Genomic DNA, 20,066 nt, shown 5'->3' on the forward strand with positions numbered 1-20,066 from the left:
GCAAGCTTTTAATGTTTGATCTACCGATGGAGCGCCCGTCAACCGGGCGGGGGGCGCTAAGGGAGCAGTTCCTGGGCTAGAGAACTCTTGGTGGGAAATTCCCAAACTTCGAGTCCTTGTAGCTGGACAACCCTGGCGGATGGTCCTCAAAAAGCCTTGAGGAAAAACCCGCGGCGCCTACTGGATAAAAACACGGTACTGAGTATACAACGAAGCGGGCTGTAGGCACAGGCCCGGGGTGAAGCGTTGTCAGGTGGCGACGTTGATGGACACGAACCAGGGCGTATAGCGGCGGACGCTGATGGGCATCATGTCTTTAAGGGTGTCGAGCGCCGCATTGGTGTCGTCCAGCGGGAAATGGCCCGAAACGGGCAAGCCGCCGGCCGCCATGGACACGCGCAACGTGCCGCTGCGGTAGGGGCGCAGCGCGGCGATGACTTCGGCCAGCGGGCGGCCGCGGGCATCGACCCAGCCAGATTCCCATGCGGCCTCAGCCATCAGTTCGGCGCGGGGAGTATCCATTCGGGACGCATCGAAACGGGCGCCGGTGCCGGCGCGCACGGTGCCGTGGGCGCCCGACATGGTTTCCACCTCGACTTCGTGTTCATGCACCACCACGACCGTGCGTTGTGCCTGCTGGCGCACCATGTACCGCGTACCCAGGGCGCGCACAGTGCCTTCGGCGGTCTGTACCAGGAAAGGGCGGCGCGCATCAGGAGCAACGGATACCGTCACTGCGCCATCCAGCAGGCGGACCTGCCGGTAGGCGGGCGTGAAGTCCAGATTGACGCGGCTACGCGCGTCCAGCAGCAATTGGCTGCCATCTGACAGCACGTAACGGCGTCGTTCGCCCGTGGCGGTGGCGGCATCTGCCGCAACATTATTCAATGGATAGAAGGCGTTGCCGACGTACGCTGCGCAGGCGCCCGTACTGGCAAGCGCCAACGCGCCGGTCAAAAAGCGGCGGCGGGGCGGCACGATGGCCGGGGGCGGAGGGATCAGGGGCTGTGCGGGCGATCCGGCGGCGTACCCAGCGGGGTAGGCGTCGCCAAGTCGGCCGAACGTCGATCCTGAGAGGGTGCCTGTCAATTGTTGCCAGGCATTCTCATGGATAGGGTCAGCCGCACGCCACGCCAGGAAGTCGTTGTAGTCCTGCGCTGTTGCTTTACCGGAGCGCAGCAGCAGCAACCAATTGATCACCTGGTCCGCCATGGGTTGTCCTTGGGCGTACTTCACTTCATTTTCCCGCATGCGTGCTGACGGGGATCCTTTCGTTGGCAATTTGTAAATAATAAAGGTTTTTTACCAAAGATTACGGCCCGCTTGTCAATTCTTGACGAATCTAATGCAAAAAGCCGGCATAAAGCCGGCTTTTGGATAGGAATGTTGGTCGAAGTGCCGGATTTAGCGGGCTGGACGTCGTCCAAAGTCCTTAATTCGGAAGCCAAAGAGTAACAACATCCCGAAGTAGACCAGTCCGCTAGCCGCCACGACGCCGCCCAGCCAGGCCGCCCGCTGGCCCGCGTGGGCTTGCAAGCCGATCCAGTCGATCCGGCCGTCCGCATACCAAAGCAGCGCGGCCAACGCGGCCAGCGCCGGGATCAGGCGCAGCGTGAATACCGCCCATCCAGGGGCGGGCTGATACACGCCACGGCGGCGCAGCCCGATCAACAGCGCCAGTGCGTTCAGGCAGGCACCCAGGCCGATGGCCAGGGCCAGGCCCGCGTGAGCCATGAACGGCACCAGCACCAGATTCATCAGCTGCGTCAGGACCAGCACGCCAATCGCGATCTTGACTGGCGTGCGGATGTCTTGCTTGGCATAGAAACCCGGCGCCAGGATCTTCACCGCCAGCAGGCCGATCAAGCCAGCGGAATACGACATGACGGCCAGCCGGGTCTGCATCACGTCTTGCGCAGCAAACGCGCCATAGTGAAACAACGTGGCGACCAGGCCGTCCGACAACAGCGCCAAGCCGACCGCGGCGGGCAGGCCCAGCAGCAGTACCAGGCGCAGGCCCCAGTCCAGCAGCGCGCTATAGCCGCCGTGGTCATCGCGGGCGTGCGCCGCCGACAGGCTGGGCAGCAGCACCGTGCCCAGGGCGACGCCCAGCAGCGCGGTGGGGAATTCCATCAGGCGGTCGGCGAATGACAGCCAGGTCACGCTGCCCGGCGTCAGCCAGGTGGCGATGTTGGTATTGATCAGCAGGGATATCTGCGCCACCGAGACGCCCAGCGTGGCCGGAGCCATCTGCTTCAGGATGCGCTGCACGGTGGGATCGGCCCACGCCTGGCGGAAACGCAGGGAAAAGCGTGGAGTCAGGCCCAGCCGCGACAGGGCGACCCATTGCACGGCCAATTGCGCCACGCCGCCGATCATGACGCCGATGGCCAGCGCGTAAATGGGGACATCCATGCGGGGCGCGAGCCAGATGCAGGCGCCGATCATGGCCAGGTTCAGCAGCACCGGCGTGAACGCCGGGACGGCAAAGCGGCGCCAGGTGTTGAGCACGCCCGAGGCGAAGGCGATCAAGGACATGCAGAAGATGTAGGGGAACATCATCCGCGTCATCCAGACGGCGGCGCCGAATTCGGTATCGCGAGCGGCACCGCGCAGGCCGCTGGCCATGGCGGACACGACCCAGGGCGCGGCGACGATCCCGATCAGCGTGATCAGCATCAGGGCTGCCGTCAGCAGCAGGGCCACGCGGTCAAGCAGCGTGCGGACTTCTTCTTCAGAGCGGTTGTTGCGCGCGGACCCCAGGATGGGCACGAAGGCCTGGGCAAAAGCGCCCTCGGCGAACAGGCGTCGCAACAGGTTGGGAATGCGGAACGCGACCCAGAAGGCGTCGGTGAGGGGGCCGGCGCCGAACGCGCGGGCGACCAGGATGTCGCGGATCAGGCCGGAAATGCGGGACAGCAACGTGAAGCTGCTGACCGTGGCTGCCGAACGAAACAGGCTCATGGATGGACTACTGAAAAAAGTGCGGGCCGGCCCGAAGCGACTGCGTGGAACTAGGGTGCTATGAATCAAAAAAGGCGGCCCACGACGTGGGCCTGCCTTTGTACTACATCACTTCGGCGGCATGCGGATGGCGCCGTCCAAGCGGATGGTTTCGCCATTCAGCATATCGTTCGTGATGATGCTGTGGACCAGCTTGGCGTAGTCTTCCGGGCGGCCCAGGCGGGCGGGGAAGGGGATGCTGGCGGCCAGCGAATCTTGCACTTCCTGGGGCATGCCGAAGATCATCGGGGTGCCGAAGATGCCCGGGGCGATGGTCATGCAGCGGATGCCGGTCTTGGACAGATCGCGGGCGATCGGCAGCGTCATGCCGGCCACGCCTGCCTTCGATGCGGCGTAAGCCGCTTGGCCGATCTGGCCGTCAAAGGCGGCAACCGATGCCGTGTTGATCATCACGCCACGCTCGCCAGTGGGTTCGGGCGTGTTGGCGCTCATGGCCTCGGCGGCCAGGCGCATCATGTTGAAGCTACCGATCAGGTTGATCGACACGACCTTCTGGAACAGGTCCAGCGGATGCGCGCCGTTCTTGCCCACGATCTTGGCGGCAGGGGCGACGCCCGCGCAGTTCACCAGGCCGAAAAGCTTGCCCAGTTCCAGGGCCGCGGCGACAGCGCTCTTGCCGTCGGCTTCTTGAGTCACGTCGCAATGGACGTAGCCCTGGCCGAGTTCCTTGGCCAGGGCTTGGCCCGGCTCGTCTTGCACATCGGCGATGACGACCTTGGCGCCGTTTTCCACCAACATGCGCACGGTGCCTGCACCCAGGCCGGACGCGCCGCCCGTAACGATGAATACCTTGTTCGCGATTTCCATGTTTCTACCACCAGATCAGTTCAAGGGGATGAATGCGGCGCGGCGGGCGCCGAATGTGACAAAGCCTTCGGGCCGGGGCTGGAACGCATCGCGTCCCGGCCGGCGCCGAAGGCCTTTGGGCCATCAATGCGCCAATCAGCTGTTGACGGCCTCGAACAGGCGCGACTTGATTTCGTCGACGGCGCCCACGCCCGAAATCTTGCGGTATTTCGGGGCTTCGGCGGCGTTCTGCTGTGCCCAGGTCGAGTAGTAGTCGACCAAGGGGCGCGTTTGTTCGCGGTACACGGACAGGCGGTGACGCACTGTTTCCTCGCGATCATCGTCGCGCTGGATCAGTTCTTCGCCGGTGACGTCGTCGTGGCCTGCCACCTTGGGCGGGTTGAAGCGCACGTGGTAGCTGCGGCCGCTGGGCTGGTGCACGCGGCGGCCGCTCATGCGTTCGATGATGTCTTCTTCAGGAACTTCGATTTCCACCACGTAGTCCAGCTTGACGCCGGCGCTCTTGAGCGCGTCGGCTTGCGGGATGGTGCGGGGGAAGCCGTCGAACAGGTAACCGCCGGCGCAGTCGGGCTGCTTGAGGCGGTCCTGCACCAGGCCGATGATGATCTCGTCGGAAACCAGGCCGCCGGCATCCATGACCTTCTTGGCTTCAATACCCAGCGGCGTGCCTGCCTTCACCGCGGCTCGCAGCATGTCGCCGGTGGAGATTTGGGGAATGCCGAAGTGTTGGGTGAGAAACGCGGCCTGGGTGCCTTTGCCGGCGCCGGGGGGTCCGAGCAAGATGAGACGCATGAGTGCTCCTGATGGGGTTTATTTTTTGTGATCCGGGGGATTATGCCGCAATGCAGCAGCCAATGCGGAGCTGCGCCATGGGAAATAACCCTTATATCTGTTTGCTGTAGATCAACCTGACGCGCTCCAGATCCGCCGGGGTATCTACCCCTGCCGCGGGGGGGCTGGACGCCCGGTGTACGACGATGTGATGGCCATGTTCCATGGCGCGCAGCTGTTCCAGCGACTCGAACCGTTCCAGTACGCCTTGCGGCAGGGTCGGGAAGCGGCGCAGGAAGGACACGCGATAGGCGTAAAGCCCGATGTGATGCCAGGCGGGCAAGCCTTCTGCCAGCACCCGCGCACCCGAGGCAAGCGCGTCGCGGGCCCAGGGAATGGGCGCGCGCGAGAAATACAGGGCGCGATCATTGGCGGCGCAAACCAGCTTGACGACATTCGGGTTGAACAGCGCCTCGGCGTCGGCCAGCGGGCATGCGCAGGTGGCGATGTCGGCATCGGGGTTGGCTTGGAGCTTGGTCGCGACCGCGTCGATGAGTTCGGGTTCGATCAGCGGTTCATCGCCCTGGACGTTCACCACGATGGCGTCATCGGGCAGGCCCAATTGGTCCACGGCTTCGGCCAGGCGGTCGGTGCCGGTGGGATGATCGCCGCGCGTCATCAGGGCCGTCAGGCCATGCGCCTGGGCGGCCGTCTGCACGCGGATGTCATCCGTCGCGATGTACAGCCGTGACGCGCCTGACAGCGCGGCGCGTTCGGCCGTACGGACGACCATCGGCTTGCCGGCGATGTCGGCAAGCGGTTTGTCGGGCAGGCGCGTCGAAGCGGTCCGAGCCGGAATCAGGGCGATGAAGCTCACGATGGGGCGGGTCAGGTGGCGGTGGTGTCGTCCAGCGCGCGCGCTTCCGACTCCAGCATGACGGGAATGCCGTCTCGCAGCGGGAAGGCCAGGCGGTCGGCACGGCAAACCAGTTCGGCTTGCTGCCGGTCGTGTTCGAGGCGGCCCTTACACAAGGGGCAGACAAGGATGTCGAGAAGTCGGGATTCCATGACCGCGATTCTAAAACAGTTTTGGGCGTGGACGCCCCGGGCTTCCCGGGAAGAACGGCATTGGCTCGTGGCCGGAACGCCGCGAGCCCCCTGGTCTGTCAATGAATGTCATGTTTTGAGCGACTCTTGGGCTGGCGCAAGGCCTGCGCCAGCCAGTCGAACAATTGCGGGTCTGAAAACGCAGCCTGCACCGGAACCTCCCACAAGCGGGCATCGTGCAAGTCGGCACACTTGATCGCGTCCTTGGACGTCACCAGGATGGTGTCCGCCGCCAGCGCCTGGAAGGGCGAGTCGGCATAGTCGTGGTGGTCCGGCAGCGGCAGTGTCGCGTCCAGCGTCAGGCCAGCGGCGCGCAACGTCGTGAAAAAGCGCTCGGGGTTGCCGATGCCGGCCGCTGCCGCGATGCGCGCTTGCCCCGCAAAGGCGGACAGCGGGCGCGTGCCGCGGCCTTCAATGCGACGCGCCTCGCCCGGTTCCAGCCACATCCGCACCTGTCGCGGGCGAGCGCCGGTTGCCAGGGCAGGGCGGCCATCGGGCGTACCGATATTGGTGATGATTGCGTCAACTTCCTGCAAACGGCTGGCGGGCTCGCGCAATGGCCCGGCGGGCAGCAGGCGGCCATTGCCCACCCCCCGTTCATCCTGCACCACGATTTCGATATCGCGGGCCAGCGCCAGATGTTGCAGGCCGTCGTCGGACACGATGACATCCACGGCGGGGTGTGCATCCAGCAAGGCCTGGGCCGCCAGGGCGCGCTTGGGATGCACGGATACCGGGGCGCCCGTGGCACGGGCGATCAGTGCCGGTTCGTCACCAAAGCGGGCCGCCTCCAGCGCACCGATGCCAACGCGGGCATGCGGGCCGATCTTGACCCCGTAGCCCCGGCTGACCACGCCCGGGGTATAGCCCCGGGCGCGCAGCCCTTCGACCGTGGCGATCACCATGGGGGTTTTGCCGGTGCCGCCCACGTAGACGTTGCCAACCACCACCACCGGCACGGGGGCGCGGTAGGCGGGCCGTGAGCCGTCCTGGTACTGCCTGCGCTTGCGGGCAACCGCCCATGCGGTCAGGGCGGACAGGGGCAATAACAGGGTCGAAAGCCAGCCGCCGTGCTGCCATTGGCGAGCCAGCAGCGAGGTTGAAGGGCGCTTGGCGGTCACCGGGAGGTCTGGGCGGCGAAGTTGACGCGGCCGATGCCGGCCAGCCGGGCGGCTTCCATGACGTTGATCACGGATTGATGGGTGGCCTGGGCGTCGGCGTTGATGACGACCAGCGGCTCGGTCTTGCCGGCCGCGGCCTGACGCAGGGCGTCGGCAATTTCGGGGGGCGTGGAAACGTCGATCAGCGTGCCGTTCAGGGCATAGCGCCCATCCTGGCTGACGGCAACTTCCAGCGCGGGCGGGGTGTCCTGTTCGGATGAGGCCTGAGGCAGCGTCACCTTCAATTGCGTGAATCGCGCGAACGAGGTGGTCGCTGCCAGGAAGATCAGGATGACCAGCAGAACGTCAATGAGCGGAATCAGGTTGATGTCCAGCTCATCGCGATCACCCCGGGAGCCGCGGAAATTCATGAATGCCCCTCACGCGAGGCGGGGGACGACGTGACGGCGCGAACCAGCCGCGACGCGGATTGCTCCATGGCGCTGAGGTAGCCGTCCACGCGGCTGCGCAGATAGCGGTGCGCAATCATGGCGGGAATCGCGATCAAGATGCCGAAACCGGTGTTGTACAGCGCGATCGAGATGCCGCGCGCCAGTTGGGCCGGGTCGCCGCCGCCAGGCGTGTATGAGCCGAAAATCTCGATCATGCCGACGACGGTGCCAAATAGTCCCATCAGCGGGGCGACGACGGCGATGGTGCCAATGGCAGGAATGTAGCGGCTGAGGTCATGGGCCACGGCGCGGCCGGTGTCCTCGACCACATTGCGCAATTCCTCACGGGGCAGATGACGGTGACGCATCACTTCGGCCAACACCCTGCCCAGCGGCGAATTGCGTTCCAGCCGGTTGATCGATTCGGGGGTGTCCTGATGGTTGCGCAGCATGTCCGCAACCTGCTCGTTCAGGCCGCGCGGCAGGATCAGGCTTCGGCGCAGGGAAAGGAAGCGCTCGAAGATCAGCGCCAGACCCAGCACGGATGTTGCCAGCAGGGGCCAGATAGGCCAGCCGGCCTCGCGCAAAATGGAAAGCAAAGCGTTCAACTCCCGGGGAAACCATGGCGGGCGGGATGGCGCGCAATGGCATCTGATCAAGCCGAAACTGTAACGGTGCGGCGGGGTTGTGGCAAGGCGGGTCGACCCCCGAATTATCCACAGAAATTGTGGATAATTCTGTGCAAAACTCCGCCAGAACGCTTATGGGCCCAGGGCTTGCGCTTGTTTGCTTCAAAAGAGCGCAACCGTGTTTTTGTAAAAATTGCATATAAATCAATGAGTTGCATTGAAAATGCTGGCTATCGGGGCCGCTGCTGCAAAAAATTGTGGACGCGGTATCATTGCGGCCCGCTACGTATGCCCTGTGGACAGGTACGCATCGGAAAGCCTCATGACAATTGAATTTGCAGTCACAAACAACGCATTCACGCGGGATATCCTGACGGTTGCCCAGCTAAACCAAGCAGTGGGGCAGTTGTTGGAGCGCAGCATCCCCGCAATATGGGTGCGCGGAGAGATTTCCAACTTCACGCTGGCGGCATCCGGGCATTGGTACTTCACGCTCAAGGACAGCCGGGCCTCCGTGCGGGCAGTCATGTTCCGCAGCCGCGCCAGCGCAGTGGGTTTCGTGCCCCGTGCGGGTGACCAGGTTGAGATCCGGGCCAGGGTTTCCCTGTATGAACCCCGTGGCGACTACCAGTTGCAGGCCGATGCCATGCGTCGGGCAGGGCTGGGCAATCTATATGAAGCATTTCTACGCCTGAAAGAGCAATTGGCCTCTGAAGGCCTGTTCGATCCGGCTCGCAAGCGCGACCCTGTCCGCCTGCCACGTGCGATCGGCGTGGTGACCTCGTTGCACGCCGCCGCGTTGCGCGACGTGCTGTCGGCGCTGGCCCGGCGGGCTCCCCAGGTGCCTGTCATCATCTATCCGGCCCCGGTTCAGGGCGCGGATGCCGCCGGCCGTCTGTCGGCCCAGGTGCGGATGGCCAACCAACGCGCCGAAGTCGACACCTTGTTGCTGGTGCGCGGTGGGGGCAGCATTGAAGACCTTTGGAGCTTCAACGACGAAGACCTGGCGCGTCAGGTGGCGGCCAGCGAGATTCCCGTGATCAGCGGCGTCGGGCACGAGACCGACTTCACCATCGTGGACTTCGTGGCCGATGTGCGCGCACCGACACCCACCGCCGCTGCTGAATTGGCCTGCGCGCCGCGCTCGGAATTGCTGGGCCGCGTGATGCAAACCGCCCAAGCCATGGCGCGTGGGCAGCAACGCCGTCTGGAACGCGCCGCGCAGCGCCTGGACCGCGCCGCGGCGCAACTGGTGTCTCCAGCGCAGCGACTGGAGCATCAACGGGAACGTCTGAACAGCTTGCGGTTCCGGCTGGCCTCGGCTTGGTCCGGGCCGCAAGGGCGGCGTACCGCGCGAGTCAACCTGCTGGCCCAGCGCTTGACGCACCGCGTGCCTGATACGGGCCGCGCCGCCGATCGCCTGGCTGGCGCCGTGCGCCAATTGGGGCAAGCGCATGCTCGCCTGCTGGTCCAGAACCGAAATCGGCTGGCTGCGGCCACGGCCCAACTGCGGGCGCTGGATCCGGGCAATACGCTGGCGCGTGGCTATGCGATTGCGCGCGATGCTGAGGGCCGGATCGTGCGTGACGCCACGGCGTTGGCCACGGGCCAGGCACTGGACCTGAGCTTTGCGCAAGGTGGTGCCCAGGTCGAAGTGCAGCAAACACGCAAGACCCGCGACGCGACCTGACGCTCTGGCGGCCGGCCGCCATGCGCGGCATGGCGTGCGGCCAGCGATACTGCAATCGGCGCGCGGAGTAGTTCCATGCAATCAAGGGCAACGCGATGACGCAGCACAGAGGCTTGGGATGGATGGCCGGCGTTTTGGCCGGAACGGCGTTGGTGCTGGGGCAAGCGGCAACGGCCCGCCTTGCAACCGCGGCCCCCGCCACGGTCAAGGCTTCCGTGCCCGTGGCCGAAGGGGTGAAGACCGATCCAACCTTGCAAGCCCCTCGCGAGGGATCACCGCCGCCTTGCGACTGCGATTCGCCCTATCGCGAGTACAAGCAGGCCGATACACCGCAGACCCAAGCGTTGTTTGACGCCGTCACGCGCAGCGACGAAGGTGCGTTTTCCACCGCGTTGGCGCAGGTGGACCATCCAGGTGACTACGCACTTGAAGGCGTGCCGCTCTTGCATTTCTTGCTGATGCCGCCGCGCAGCTTGCGATCCAAAGACGTCTACTGGAGCATGACGCCCGAGGAGGTCGCGCGCATCCGTGAAGGCTATCAAGCGATTCTGCCGATCCGCATGCGCATGCTGACTGCGTTGCTGGCCACGAAGCCAGCGTTGGATGACGTGACTTACCAATCTCGGCGTCCGCCCTTGCACCTGGCCTTGCTGTACGGCACGCCCGAGATCATGGACCGCTTGTTGGCGGCTGGCGCCAAGCCGGATCAGCGCGGCGACGACAATCGCAAACCGCTGGAATTCCTGTTGAACCGCGATTTTGAATTTGCGGTACGCATGACCTATCTGCCTCGTCTGGTGGGCCGGCAGGATATGACGCGCATGGTCCTGGCCTTGTTCAATGCCGGCGCGACGCGGCCCTTTATGTATGTTGACGAGCCCGCTGACGAGTCCCTGCGCCGTCTTTTCACTGACGAGCAAGGCCGAGTCCGCCCTGCGGCGGATTTTCTGGCCTGGGCGCCTATGGTGGAAATGACCGAGGGCGCGGCACCCTTGCAGGCATTGGCCGCCCGTGGCAGCAAGCCGGCCTACGATGATGGGCTGACCGCGCTGGCGCTTGCGGCGTATGTGGGCAATGCGGGCGCTGTGTCCACGTTGATGGAATTGGGGCCGCGCGAGGTGTCGGCGACCGGCCAGGGCGCAAGCGTCGAGCGTGATGCGTGGCTGGATGCCGCGCAAGCCGCGGTCGAGGGCGGCCACCCCGAGATCGCGTCGCAGCTGCTGCGTGCCGGTATGCCGTTCGCGCAACGCGGGCCGATCACCGAGTCATCGGAATTGATTTTCACCAAGATCGAAACGGCCAGTCGGCCCATCATGAATCTGGCTGCCAAACAGGGTGATGTCGTCACGTTGCAGCGCCTGCTGTCGCTGGGGGCACCGGTGGAAGGCGATCCCGCCGAACAGTATGGCAACACGCCCTTGGCCGATGCGGTGTTGGCGCACAAGCCGGATGCCGTGCGGGTCTTGTTGGCTGCCGGCGCGGACCCGGGCTTGAAACATCAGGGCTATGACCTGAAGTCGGCGTTGGAAATCGCGATTCAAGAAGATGATGCTTCGATGCTGCGCGTGCTGCTGGCCGCGATGACGCCAGACGCCTTGCAGGCGTTGTCGCGCGGGCCCGACCATTCGCCCCTGGCCTGGGTGCTGCGCCAACGCGGCAAGCAGGGCGCTGCGATGTTGCGGCAATTGGTCGATGCGGGATTTGACTTGAAGACGCTGGATGCGGAGGCCATCCGCCAAGCGTTGGAGAACCGCGACGAAGCGACGGCCATGACGTTGATCGATGCCGGCGTGCCGGTCAATCCGCGCACGGTTGCTGCGGCCCCGTCAGGCGAAACGCGCGACGACCGACAGGGCACGCCGCCGCTTTTGCTGGCGGTTGCTCTGCGTCAGAACGCGATCATCGAGAAGTTGCTGGCCAAGGGGGCAGATCCCTTGGCGTTGACGCCGGAAGGAGAGAGCGCGCTGTACTGGCTGATTGCCCGGCAGGACGGCAACGCCATGCTGGAACGCTTGCTGCGCGCTGGCGCGCGCCTGGATGACCCGCGTCTGCCGCAAGCGCCCGCGCCGTATGCCTTGTTGAATGCCGCGGTGGCGTCAGGCGACATGGCGTTGGTGCAGCGCGTGTCGCAGGCCAATGGCCAGCGTGTGTCGGATGCGTGCATGCCCCAGAATGGTGAATTCATCCTGCTGGACAAGCCCGGCTATTTTGCCGAATTGGCGCGGGCAGGATTCACGGGCAAGTCCGTTGCCTGCGTCCACGATGCTGAGCCTTTGCCGCAGCGCATCGTGTCGTTGTTGCTGCATGGACGTCAATTGACGGTGGCGCGCCATGACACGGTGGTGCAGGTGTTGCGTCAATTGAAGACGGCCGGCATGGACCTGGACGCGCCGTTGGGCAAGGGCGATACCGCGTTGAACATGGCGATCACCTTGGGTCGTGCGGACTTGGCCGAGGCGTTGTTGGAAGCAGGCGCCAGTCCGGATTCCGCCGATGCGGCGGGCCGTAGCGCGGCATGGGTCGCGCTGGAGACCGGACAGCCCGGGATGCTGGCGATGCTGGCGCGTCATGATGCACGCTTCGATACCGCCAGCGCGCCCGCCGGGCAATCCTTCCAAGCCACGCTGTCGTGCCAATCAGCGCCCGAATTCGGCCGCGCCTTGCAAGCGGCGGGCGTGGCCGGCATCACGGATTGCGCGCAGCCGGTGGCGTTGCGTGGAGCGGGCGGCAAGGCGGTCAGCAAATCGGCGTCGTCCGGCGGCCTGCCCGGCCACTATTACCTGCGCGGCATGCGCGAAGTGGGCAGCGAGTTGCTGCTGTCTGGCGACGGCAGTTTCGACTATCTGATGAGCTATGGCGCGGTCGATATCGTGGCACGCGGCACCTGGCGCAGCGACGGCAGGCACGTCTATCTGGATTCGCCGCCCATCCAGCCGTACTCGGCCATTGCGGACGTGCGCGCGGACACGCGGCCGGCCCAACCCGGCCAATTGACGGTGCGGGTGTACTACCAGGATCGTCCCGTGAAAGTGGACGTGGCGATGTCGTCGGCCGAAGCCGACTACGCCGGCACGCCACGCCAATCCGAAGGCGCGGACGGCGTCAGCGCGCCGATCGCACCGGGCGCCTTGAAAGCCATGGCCGTCTATGTGCCGCTGCCCGCCGGCGCGCGCTGGCACGATGTGGACATCAGCAAGATCGATGCCGCGACGCGCGCGGTTCGCGTCGATCTGACCTTGCCTGAATCCGCTGCCACCGCGCCATTGCACAAGACACTGGCGTTGCATAAAGACGGCGCATTGGTCGAAGCCAGCAGCGGCCGGGAACTGCGATACGAGAAAGAGTAGCGTTTACAAAAATCAGGCATCCCAGTCATAAGCACATGTGTCCGTTAACCCCGCGCAGGCGCGGGTTTAACAAGGTATCCTCATTAGTTGCCGATACAATTGAACGGCTTGATCGTGCACTCAACAGAAGGAACCAACACATGGCACATACTCTTCCCCCCCTGCCTTACGAACTGGACGCGCTGGCTCCGCATATCTCCAAGGAAACGCTGGAGTTCCACTACGGTAAGCATCACCAGACGTACGTCACGAACCTGAACAACCTGATCCCGGGTACGGAATTCGAAACGCTGTCGCTGGAAGACATCGTGAAGAAGTCCTCGGGTGGCATTTTCAACAACGCCGCTCAGATCTGGAACCACACGTTCTACTGGAACAGCCTGGCTCCCAAGGCCGGTGGCGCACCCTCGGGCAAGCTGGCTGACGCCATCAATGCCAAGTGGGGCAGCTTCGACGCTTTCAAGGAAGCGTTCAACAAGTCGGCAGCCGGCAACTTCGGTTCGGGCTGGACCTGGCTGGTCAAGAAGGCTGACGGTTCGGTCGATATCGTCAACACCAGCAATGCCGCGACGCCGCTGACCACCGCCGACAAGGCGCTGATCACCTGTGATGTCTGGGAACACGCTTACTACATCGACTACCGTAACGCGCGTCCCAAGTATCTGGAGAACTTCTGGGCGCTCGTGAACTGGGAGTTCGCCGCCAAGAACTTTGCCTGATCGGCAAGGCAGGCAGCATCCGCGGTGCGCGCACCGCGGCGCCTGATGAAAAACCCCTCGCATGTCCGAGGGGTTTTTCTTTTTTTGTTCAGGAAAAATTCAGTTTTCGTCGCCCTGTCGATTGTCGAATTCATTGCGGCGAAATAACAAGAAAACATCCTTTTCTTTAGGGTTATCCCTAGATTTCCCTCCCGCTATTGTTGCCATCGGTCTGAGACTGACCCACGGGGCCAACGACTGCGGCTTGCCCGCCATAAACCGGGGTAACTATAGGGAAGAGGGAAGCATGTTGCGGTTATTTTCGGGCTTGCGGATTGGAGCGCGCCTGTCGGGCGCGTTTTTGCTGGTTGCAGTGATCGGCGGTGCGATCGGGACCTTTGGCGTGTGGGGGTTGTCACGCATCAATGAAATGAACGACCGGTTGTACGACACCGAGCTGCGCGGCATTTCGGATTTGAAAGAAGCCAATATCAATCTGATCTACGCGGGCCGTGCCCGCAGCGGCTATCTGGCTGCCACCAGCGATCAGGAGCGTCAGGCGCTCAAGAAGCAGTTTGACGACGCCGTCAAGAACATGGACGCCCTGCGCGAGAAGGCTGCCGCCAATTTCCATGAGGAAGAAGGCAAGCGCCTGCTGGCGCAATTCGCGGAAACGGAGCAGGTCTGGAAGCGCGAGTCCGCTGCGTTCTTTGCCGCAGCGCAGTCGCAGTCGCTGACGCAGACGGATCCGCGCGTGGCTGAAATCGAAAAACGGGTGATTGTCTCGTCGCAAAAGCTGGATGATTTGATGACCAATCTGGCGGTGGGCAAGGAGAAGGTCGCCGCGCAGTCCGTGCAGGAAGGCACCGATCTGTATGGCACGATGCGCGCGGTGATGATTGCGCTGGCCGTGGCGGGTGTCGCCATTGGCATGCTGCTCGGGTGGCTGGTCACGCGCGGCATCGTGCGTCCGCTGGAGCAGGCCGTCAAGGCGGCTCGGCAGGTCGCCGCTGGTGATTTGACGACCAATATTCAGGTTTCCACCCGTGATGAGACGGGCGATCTGATGGGCGCGCTCAAGGCCATGAATGAAAGCCTGGCCCGCATCGTCGCGGACGTGCGCGATGGCTGCGAGAGCATCGCCTCGGCCTCGTCGCAGATCGCGCAAGGCAACTCCGACCTGTCGCAGCGCACGGAAGAACAGGCCTCGTCGCTGGAAGAGACCGCGGCGTCGATGGAAGAGCTGACCAGCACCGTGCAGCAAAACGCCAACAACGCCAGCGAGGCCGATCGCCTGGTCAGCCAGGCGTCCAGCGTCGCGGTGCGGGGCGGAGAAGTGGTTGAAGGTGTGGTGCAGACCATGAGCGCCATTGCCGATAGTTCGCGCCGCATCGCCGACATCACGGGCGTGATTGACGGCATTGCATTCCAGACCAACATCCTGGCGCTCAATGCCGCCGTGGAAGCGGCGCGCGCGGGGGAGCAGGGCCGTGGTTTTGCCGTGGTCGCGGGTGAAGTCCGGACGCTGGCGCAACGCTCGGCCGTTGCTGCCAAGGAAATCAAGGCCTTGATCGATGAATCGGCCGCGCGAGTCGAAGGGGGCACGCGCCAGGTCGACGAAGCGGGCCGCACCATGCGCGACGTGGTCGACAGTGTGCGCCAAGTGGCCGTCTTGGTGCGCGAGATCGCCAGCGCGTCCGAAGAGCAATCCTCGGGCATCGGCCAGGTCAATCAGGCCGTGGCGCAGATGGACACCGTGACGCAGCAGAACGCCGCGCTGGTCGAAGAGGCCGCCGCGGCTGCCGGCAGCATGCAGGAACAGGCTTCTCGCTTGGCGCAGGAAGTGCGCCGCTTCAAGGTCGAGGCGGGAGCGGGTTCGGCGCGCGATGCACAGACAAGGCTTGTGCAGGCCGTATCCGTCGCGCCGCGCAAGACCGTGGCGCCTCCAGCGCGCCGTGCGCTGGCCCAAGCGTCGGATGACGACTGGTCCACGTTTTAAGCGGGCAGTCTTGTGGGCTGCTGGTCAGCTTGGAGTGGTAAGGTTAGCCACTTCCCGCCGCTATCTCGCAGCCCATGAGCCTGAGTGATTCTTTCCGCCGAACCGCCACAGGCGTGCGCCGGCTGATGCGCCGAAAGGTGCGCCAGATCAACCGCCTGTCGCGCAAGAGCCTGCAAATGGCCTTGCTGTTGGGCGGCGCCGGCCTGGTGGCCCTGATGTCGCTGGGCTTTGCCTATCTGGCCGACAAGGCGCTGGACTGGAATCGCGAATGGGTCGGCCACAACGGCTGGCTGGCCTTGGTGGTGTTGCCATTCAGCCTGGCGGCCTTGCGTTGGCTGACGCTGCGATTCGCGCCCAATGCGTCGGGCAGCGGCATTCCCCAAGTCATCGGCGCATTGTCATTGCCTCCCGGTCCCAGCCAGAGCAGCCTGGTGTCGCTGGTCCAGGCGCTATGGAAAGTGCCGCTTGCGTTTCTGGGCATGCTGGCTGGTGCATCGATTGGCCGTGAAGGGCCGTCGGTGCAGGTCGGGGCCGCACTCATGCTGGCCTGGGGCGACTTCTGGAAACGGCGTGGCGTGCAGCTGCGCGGCTTTCATGCCAACGAACTGATCGCCGCAGGCGCGGCGGGCGGGTTGGCCGCCGCCTTCAATGCGCCGCTGGCCGGCGTCATCTTCGCCATCGAGGAACTGGGCCGTGGCACCGTGCTGCGATGGCAGCGGCTGGTGCTGATCGGCGTGCTGGCGGCAGGCTTCCTGGTTGTGGCCGTGCAAGGCAACAACCCATACTTCGGCGTCTTCGGCGGCGCCCCGCTGACACAGGGCATGGTGATGTGGGTTGTCATCTGCGGCGCGCTCAATGGCGCGCTGGGCGGCATTTTCGCGCGGCTGCTGGGCAAGGGGGCGGCCGGTTCCGCGCCGGCGGCCTGGCGTGCCTGGATCCGCGCGCATCCTATCTGGACTGCCTTCATCATGGGTTTGGTCCTGGCCGTGATCGGCCTGTGCACGGCGGGCAGCGTCTATGGCACGGGCTACGGCGTGGCGGCGAACCTGCTGTCGGGCCATGACACCGCGCCTGCTGGTTTCGGGCTGGCCAAGATGGCGGCTACCGTCGCTTCCTATTGGGCGGGCATTCCTGGCGGCATTTTCACGCCGGCCCTGACGACGGGCGCCGGCATCGGCCAGCACATCTGGCAGTTGGCGGGCGAGGGCGTCGACCAGCGCGTGCTGGTGCTGGTGTCGATGGCGGCATTCCTGGCCGCGGCCACGCAGGCGCCGCTGACGGCCAGCGTGGTGGTCATGGAAATGACGGGCAGCCAGCCCATGCTGTTCTGGTTGCTGGTGGGATCATTGCTGGCGTCCGGCGTGTCGCGCCAATTCTGCCCGCAGCCGTTCTACCATCTGGCCGCCGGACGCTTTCGTCGCCAGGCAATTGTGGAAGCCGGGCGCGCGGCAAAATCGGAAGCAGGGGCTGCTGGCGCCAAGCCGCCCGTGGCCTGATTGCCATGCACGAGAATGGTGCGTGCCGCGCCCTATCAGGGTGAACACCTACTGGACACTGTCCGTGTGGCGGACATGATCGCCTTGCACCAACTTGGCGCGAAAAGCGCTGCGTTAACATCGACCGATCCCGTTTTTCTCACTTCACTCCGAGCTTCTCATGACCGTGAATGCCTTTATTTGTGATGCGATCCGCACTCCCTTCGGCCGCTACGGCGGCGCGCTGGCCAGCGTGCGCCCTGACGATCTGGCTGCCGTCGCCATCAAGGCCCTGGTAGCGCGCAATCCTGGCGTACGCTGGGAAGAACTGGACGACGCAATCATGGGTTGCGCAAACCAGGCTGGGGAAGACAACCGCAACGTCGCGCGCATGGCGACGCTGCTGGCAGGTTTGCCGATTGAAGTGCCCGGCGCCACCGTCAACCGTCTGTGCGGTTCGGGCCTGGACGCCATCGGCACCGCCGCCCGCGCCATCCGCGCCGGCGAAGCCGGGCTGATGCTGGCCGGCGGCGTTGAAAGCATGAGCCGCGCCCCGTTCGTGATGGGCAAGGCCGACAGCGCGTTTTCGCGCAGCGCCGCCATCTATGACACGACGATCGGCTGGCGCTTCATCAATAAGCTGATGAAGGCGAAGTACGGCGTGGACTCGATGCCCGAGACGGCCGAGAACGTCGCCGACGATTTCAAGATCAGCCGTGAAGACCAGGACTTGTTCGCGCTGGCCAGCCAGCAGAAGACGGCCCGTGCTCAAAAAGAAGGCGTGTTCGACGCCGAGATCGTGCCGGTGTCGATCGCCCAGAAAAAGGGCGATGCCATCATCGTCGACAAGGACGAGCACCCGCGTGAAACCAGCTTGGAATCACTGGCCAAGCTGAAGGGCGTGGTCCGTGAAGGCGGTACCGTCACGGCCGGCAACGCCTCGGGCGTGAACGACGGCGCTGCCGCGCTGCTGCTCGCCGACGAAAAGGCTGCTGCCCGTCACGGCCTGACCCCGCGCGCCCGTGTGGTTGGCATGGCCACTGCCGGCGTTGCGCCGCGCATCATGGGCATCGGCCCGGCGCCCGCCACGCTGAAGGTGTTGGCCCAAACCGGCCTGACCCTCGACCAGATGGATGTGATTGAACTGAACGAAGCGTTCGCCGCCCAGGGCTTGGCCGTGATGCGCCAGTTGGGCCTTGCCGACAACGACCCGCGCGTGAACCCCAACGGCGGCGCGATCGCCCTGGGCCATCCGCTGGGCGCCAGTGGCGCGCGTCTGGCCACCACCGCGATCAACCAACTGCACCGCACCGGCGGCCGCTATGCGCTGTGCACGATGTGCATCGGCGTGGGGCAGGGCATTGCGATGATCATCGAGCGCGTCTGACGCCCGAGTGTTGTTTTTTTCCCGCTGCCCATTCAGAGCGGGAATGAAAAGGGAGCCCTTCGGGGCTCCCTTGTCGTATCTGGAGGGGGCGCTGGCGCCCCTGAGCGTGCCGCTCAGGGCAGGCCGTCGATTTTTCGCCCGGCCTTGATGCCGTGCTCGTCAAACCAGCCTTGGGCCATTTCCAGCGCATAGCGCACGGGCTTCTTCGCGCAGTGCGGATCTTCGGTTTGTGGCGCCATGTCGTCAATGTTGACGATCGTGCCGTCGTCGGCGATAAAGGCGATCGAGAGCGGCAGAATCGTGTTGCGCATCCAGAAACATTGCACGTCGGGCTGTTCAAACACAAACAGCATGCCGTCGTTGCCCGGAAGCTCTTTGCGGAACATGAGGCCGTCGCGCCGTGTGGCTTCCGTGTTGGCGACTTCTGCGCGGATAATATGGATGCCTGCCGAAAGCTGAGTGGTGGGCAGCGGCGCCTGCGGGCCGGTCTGCGCCTGAGCACCGGCGCTCAAGGTGAGCGCTGCGGCGGCCAATGCCGCGGATAGAGCTTTCAATGGCGCTGATTTAAAGAACGCTGTCTTGAACAACGTGCGACTGACAGGGAACAACACAGCATTCTTCAGCATGGCCTGACTTGGTAATAGAGAAATAACAAGGCGGGGCTCGAAAGCCCCGCCTGAATTAATGGCGCAACCTTACCGTTGCACTTTAAGGGTAACACTCAGGCAGCAGTAATATTAAGCGCCTGTTTTCCTTTGGGCCCCTGGATAATTTCAAAGGCTACTTTCTGGCCTTCTTTCAGGGTTTTAAAACCATTCATCTGGATGGACGAAAAATGGGCGAACAGATCTTCACCGCCGTCGTCGGGCGTAATGAAGCCAAACCCTTTTGCATCGTTGAACCATTTGACGGTGCCCGTCGATTTGGGATTGTCCCCTTGGACGGCGGTTGCGGTCGTATCAGACATGCGGACTGCCTCATTGAATCGTATGTTGACAGAAGGGCATCGCGGTCAAGACCCCTGTCCCCCCTCCGGCTTCCTGGCAGATTTTCGATGAGTTGAAAACCCCAGAATGCGCTGATAATGCTCTGCTTTTCTTCGTGTCGTCAAGTATGGAAACTACGTATTTCTGCGTGTAATTTTGCGTAAGTTACACGTTAGGCGTCCCCAGTTTAAATAGAATAGCCGCCCTATGAGTTCTACCTTGGATACCCAGCATGATTTGGCCGTCGAGAAGGCACCGGCACGCGCCGCGCCGCCTCCGATGTACCAGGTCTTGTTGCTCAATGACGACTACACGCCGATGGAGTTCGTCGTGAAAGTCCTGCAAAAATTCTTCAATAAGAACCACGAAGAGGCAACGCGGATCATGTTGCAAGTGCATCACGAAGGGCGTGGAGTATGCGGGGTGTATCCCCGCGACCTCGCCGCGACCCGCATCGCGCAAGTGGGGCAGTATGCCCGGGCACGCCAGCATCCGCTGCAATGCGTGATGGAACCGGTTTAATACTAAGAATGAAGGCGCCGCCAGGGATGGCGGCGTTCTGCTGTCCGGCATTTGCTTGGCAGTAGTATCCGC

18 protein-coding genes are annotated in these 20,066 nt (G+C 64.0%); 7 read left to right on the forward strand and 11 right to left on the reverse strand.

From position 1 onward, the window contains the following. Positions 1 to 249: 249 nt before the first annotated feature. The 9 genes from HV753_RS10245 to HV753_RS10285 all read right to left on the reverse strand — a co-directional run bounded on the left by HV753_RS10245 (position 250) and on the right by HV753_RS10285 (position 7,860). A complete protein-coding gene (locus HV753_RS10245) occupies positions 250 to 1,212 on the reverse strand; it encodes a FecR domain-containing protein (protein WP_175174656.1) in 963 nt (320 codons plus the stop codon). A gap of 192 nt (positions 1,213 to 1,404) precedes the next feature. After that, the gene (murJ, locus tag HV753_RS10250; protein ID WP_175174339.1) at positions 1,405 to 2,964 is read right to left on the reverse strand and encodes a murein biosynthesis integral membrane protein MurJ; all 1,560 of its coding nucleotides are present in this window, start codon (positions 2,962 to 2,964) and stop codon (positions 1,405 to 1,407) included. A 108-nt stretch (positions 2,965 to 3,072) separates the two neighbouring features. After that, positions 3,073 to 3,831 (reverse strand): 3-hydroxyacyl-CoA dehydrogenase, encoded by a 759-nt coding sequence (locus tag HV753_RS10255; RefSeq protein WP_175174340.1) that lies wholly within the window; start codon positions 3,829 to 3,831, stop codon positions 3,073 to 3,075. A 135-nt stretch (positions 3,832 to 3,966) separates the two neighbouring features. After that, on the reverse strand, positions 3,967 to 4,623 hold the full coding sequence (adk, locus tag HV753_RS10260) for an adenylate kinase (RefSeq protein ID WP_175174341.1): 657 nt from the start codon (positions 4,621 to 4,623) through the stop codon (positions 3,967 to 3,969). 91 nt (positions 4,624 to 4,714) lie between these two features. Continuing rightward, positions 4,715 to 5,479, reverse strand: a complete 765-nt coding sequence (kdsB, locus tag HV753_RS10265; RefSeq protein ID WP_175174342.1) for a 3-deoxy-manno-octulosonate cytidylyltransferase — start codon at positions 5,477 to 5,479, stop codon at positions 4,715 to 4,717. An 11-nt stretch (positions 5,480 to 5,490) separates the two neighbouring features. Next, positions 5,491 to 5,670: a Trm112 family protein gene (locus HV753_RS10270; protein WP_175174343.1), complete on the reverse strand. Its 180-nt coding sequence runs from the start codon at positions 5,668 to 5,670 to the stop codon at positions 5,491 to 5,493. Positions 5,671 to 5,768: 98 nt separating this feature from the next. Next, positions 5,769 to 6,830, reverse strand: coding sequence for a tetraacyldisaccharide 4'-kinase (gene lpxK, locus HV753_RS10275; RefSeq protein WP_175174344.1), 1,062 nt, complete (start codon positions 6,828 to 6,830; stop codon positions 5,769 to 5,771). Beyond that, positions 6,827 to 7,240 (reverse strand): ExbD/TolR family protein, encoded by a 414-nt coding sequence (locus tag HV753_RS10280; RefSeq protein ID WP_175174345.1) that lies wholly within the window; start codon positions 7,238 to 7,240, stop codon positions 6,827 to 6,829. Before HV753_RS10280 ends, lpxK begins: the two co-directional genes overlap by 4 nt. Further along, entirely contained in the window at positions 7,237 to 7,860 is a 624-nt protein-coding gene (locus HV753_RS10285) for a MotA/TolQ/ExbB proton channel family protein (protein WP_175174346.1), read from the reverse strand. The genes HV753_RS10280 and HV753_RS10285 overlap by 4 nt, the downstream gene beginning before the upstream one ends. Before the next feature lie 352 nt (positions 7,861 to 8,212). Here HV753_RS10285 and xseA point away from each other — a divergent pair, with 352 nt between their 5' ends. The 6 genes from xseA to pcaF all read left to right on the forward strand — a co-directional run bounded on the left by xseA (position 8,213) and on the right by pcaF (position 18,486). Continuing rightward, positions 8,213 to 9,580, forward strand: coding sequence for an exodeoxyribonuclease VII large subunit (xseA, locus tag HV753_RS10290; protein ID WP_175174347.1), 1,368 nt, complete (start codon positions 8,213 to 8,215; stop codon positions 9,578 to 9,580). Between the two features lie 95 nt (positions 9,581 to 9,675). Next, positions 9,676 to 12,927, forward strand: a complete 3,252-nt coding sequence (locus HV753_RS10295) for an ankyrin repeat domain-containing protein (protein WP_246288218.1) — start codon at positions 9,676 to 9,678, stop codon at positions 12,925 to 12,927. A 140-nt stretch (positions 12,928 to 13,067) separates the two neighbouring features. Further along, on the forward strand, positions 13,068 to 13,646 hold the full coding sequence (gene sodB / locus HV753_RS10300; RefSeq protein WP_175174348.1) for a superoxide dismutase [Fe]: 579 nt from the start codon (positions 13,068 to 13,070) through the stop codon (positions 13,644 to 13,646). A 286-nt stretch (positions 13,647 to 13,932) separates the two neighbouring features. Beyond that, complete coding sequence (locus HV753_RS10305) at positions 13,933 to 15,624, forward strand: methyl-accepting chemotaxis protein (protein WP_175174349.1); 1,692 nt, start codon at positions 13,933 to 13,935, stop codon at positions 15,622 to 15,624. 74 nt (positions 15,625 to 15,698) lie between these two features. Next, positions 15,699 to 17,120: a chloride channel protein gene (locus tag HV753_RS10310; RefSeq protein ID WP_246288219.1), complete on the forward strand. Its 1,422-nt coding sequence runs from the start codon at positions 15,699 to 15,701 to the stop codon at positions 17,118 to 17,120. 160 nt (positions 17,121 to 17,280) lie between these two features. Further along, positions 17,281 to 18,486: a 3-oxoadipyl-CoA thiolase gene (gene pcaF / locus HV753_RS10315; RefSeq protein ID WP_175174350.1), complete on the forward strand. Its 1,206-nt coding sequence runs from the start codon at positions 17,281 to 17,283 to the stop codon at positions 18,484 to 18,486. A gap of 113 nt (positions 18,487 to 18,599) precedes the next feature. Here the strand turns inward: pcaF and HV753_RS10320 are convergent, their stop codons facing one another. After that, positions 18,600 to 19,112, reverse strand: a complete 513-nt coding sequence (locus tag HV753_RS10320) for a DUF192 domain-containing protein (RefSeq protein ID WP_246288220.1) — start codon at positions 19,110 to 19,112, stop codon at positions 18,600 to 18,602. A 95-nt stretch (positions 19,113 to 19,207) separates the two neighbouring features. Next, the gene (locus HV753_RS10325; RefSeq protein WP_006220277.1) at positions 19,208 to 19,453 is read right to left on the reverse strand and encodes a cold-shock protein; all 246 of its coding nucleotides are present in this window, start codon (positions 19,451 to 19,453) and stop codon (positions 19,208 to 19,210) included. Positions 19,454 to 19,679: 226 nt separating this feature from the next. Between HV753_RS10325 and clpS the strand changes: the two genes are divergently transcribed. Continuing rightward, positions 19,680 to 19,994, forward strand: coding sequence for an ATP-dependent Clp protease adapter ClpS (gene clpS, locus HV753_RS10330; protein WP_006220276.1), 315 nt, complete (start codon positions 19,680 to 19,682; stop codon positions 19,992 to 19,994). The last annotated feature ends 72 nt before the right edge of the window (positions 19,995 to 20,066 follow it).

The sequence above is a fragment of the Achromobacter pestifer genome, from assembly GCF_902859625.1.
In the GTDB taxonomy this organism is placed as follows: domain Bacteria; phylum Pseudomonadota; class Gammaproteobacteria; order Burkholderiales; family Burkholderiaceae_B; genus Achromobacter; species Achromobacter pestifer.

Bases quoted from the DNA above. Each gene is read 5' to 3' on its own strand.
- HV753_RS10245 (WP_175174656.1), bottom strand. From the start codon at position 1,212: ATGGCGGACCAGGTGATCAATTGGTTGCTGCTGCTGCGCTCCGGTAAA.
- murJ (WP_175174339.1), bottom strand. From the start codon at position 2,964: ATGAGCCTGTTTCGTTCGGCAGCCACGGTCAGCAGCTTCACGTTGCTG.
- HV753_RS10255 (WP_175174340.1), bottom strand. From the start codon at position 3,831: ATGGAAATCGCGAACAAGGTATTCATCGTTACGGGCGGCGCGTCCGGC.
- adk (WP_175174341.1), bottom strand. From the start codon at position 4,623: ATGCGTCTCATCTTGCTCGGACCCCCCGGCGCCGGCAAAGGCACCCAG.
- HV753_RS10270 (WP_175174343.1), bottom strand. From the start codon at position 5,670: ATGGAATCCCGACTTCTCGACATCCTTGTCTGCCCCTTGTGTAAGGGC.
- HV753_RS10280 (WP_175174345.1), bottom strand. From the start codon at position 7,240: ATGAATTTCCGCGGCTCCCGGGGTGATCGCGATGAGCTGGACATCAAC.
- xseA (WP_175174347.1), top strand. From the start codon at position 8,213: ATGACAATTGAATTTGCAGTCACAAACAACGCATTCACGCGGGATATC.
- HV753_RS10295 (WP_246288218.1), top strand. From the start codon at position 9,676: ATGACGCAGCACAGAGGCTTGGGATGGATGGCCGGCGTTTTGGCCGGA.
- sodB (WP_175174348.1), top strand. From the start codon at position 13,068: ATGGCACATACTCTTCCCCCCCTGCCTTACGAACTGGACGCGCTGGCT.
- HV753_RS10305 (WP_175174349.1), top strand. From the start codon at position 13,933: ATGTTGCGGTTATTTTCGGGCTTGCGGATTGGAGCGCGCCTGTCGGGC.
- HV753_RS10310 (WP_246288219.1), top strand. From the start codon at position 15,699: ATGAGCCTGAGTGATTCTTTCCGCCGAACCGCCACAGGCGTGCGCCGG.
- pcaF (WP_175174350.1), top strand. From the start codon at position 17,281: ATGACCGTGAATGCCTTTATTTGTGATGCGATCCGCACTCCCTTCGGC.
- HV753_RS10320 (WP_246288220.1), bottom strand. From the start codon at position 19,112: ATGCTGAAGAATGCTGTGTTGTTCCCTGTCAGTCGCACGTTGTTCAAG.
- HV753_RS10325 (WP_006220277.1), bottom strand. From the start codon at position 19,453: ATGTCTGATACGACCGCAACCGCCGTCCAAGGGGACAATCCCAAATCG.
- clpS (WP_006220276.1), top strand. From the start codon at position 19,680: ATGAGTTCTACCTTGGATACCCAGCATGATTTGGCCGTCGAGAAGGCA.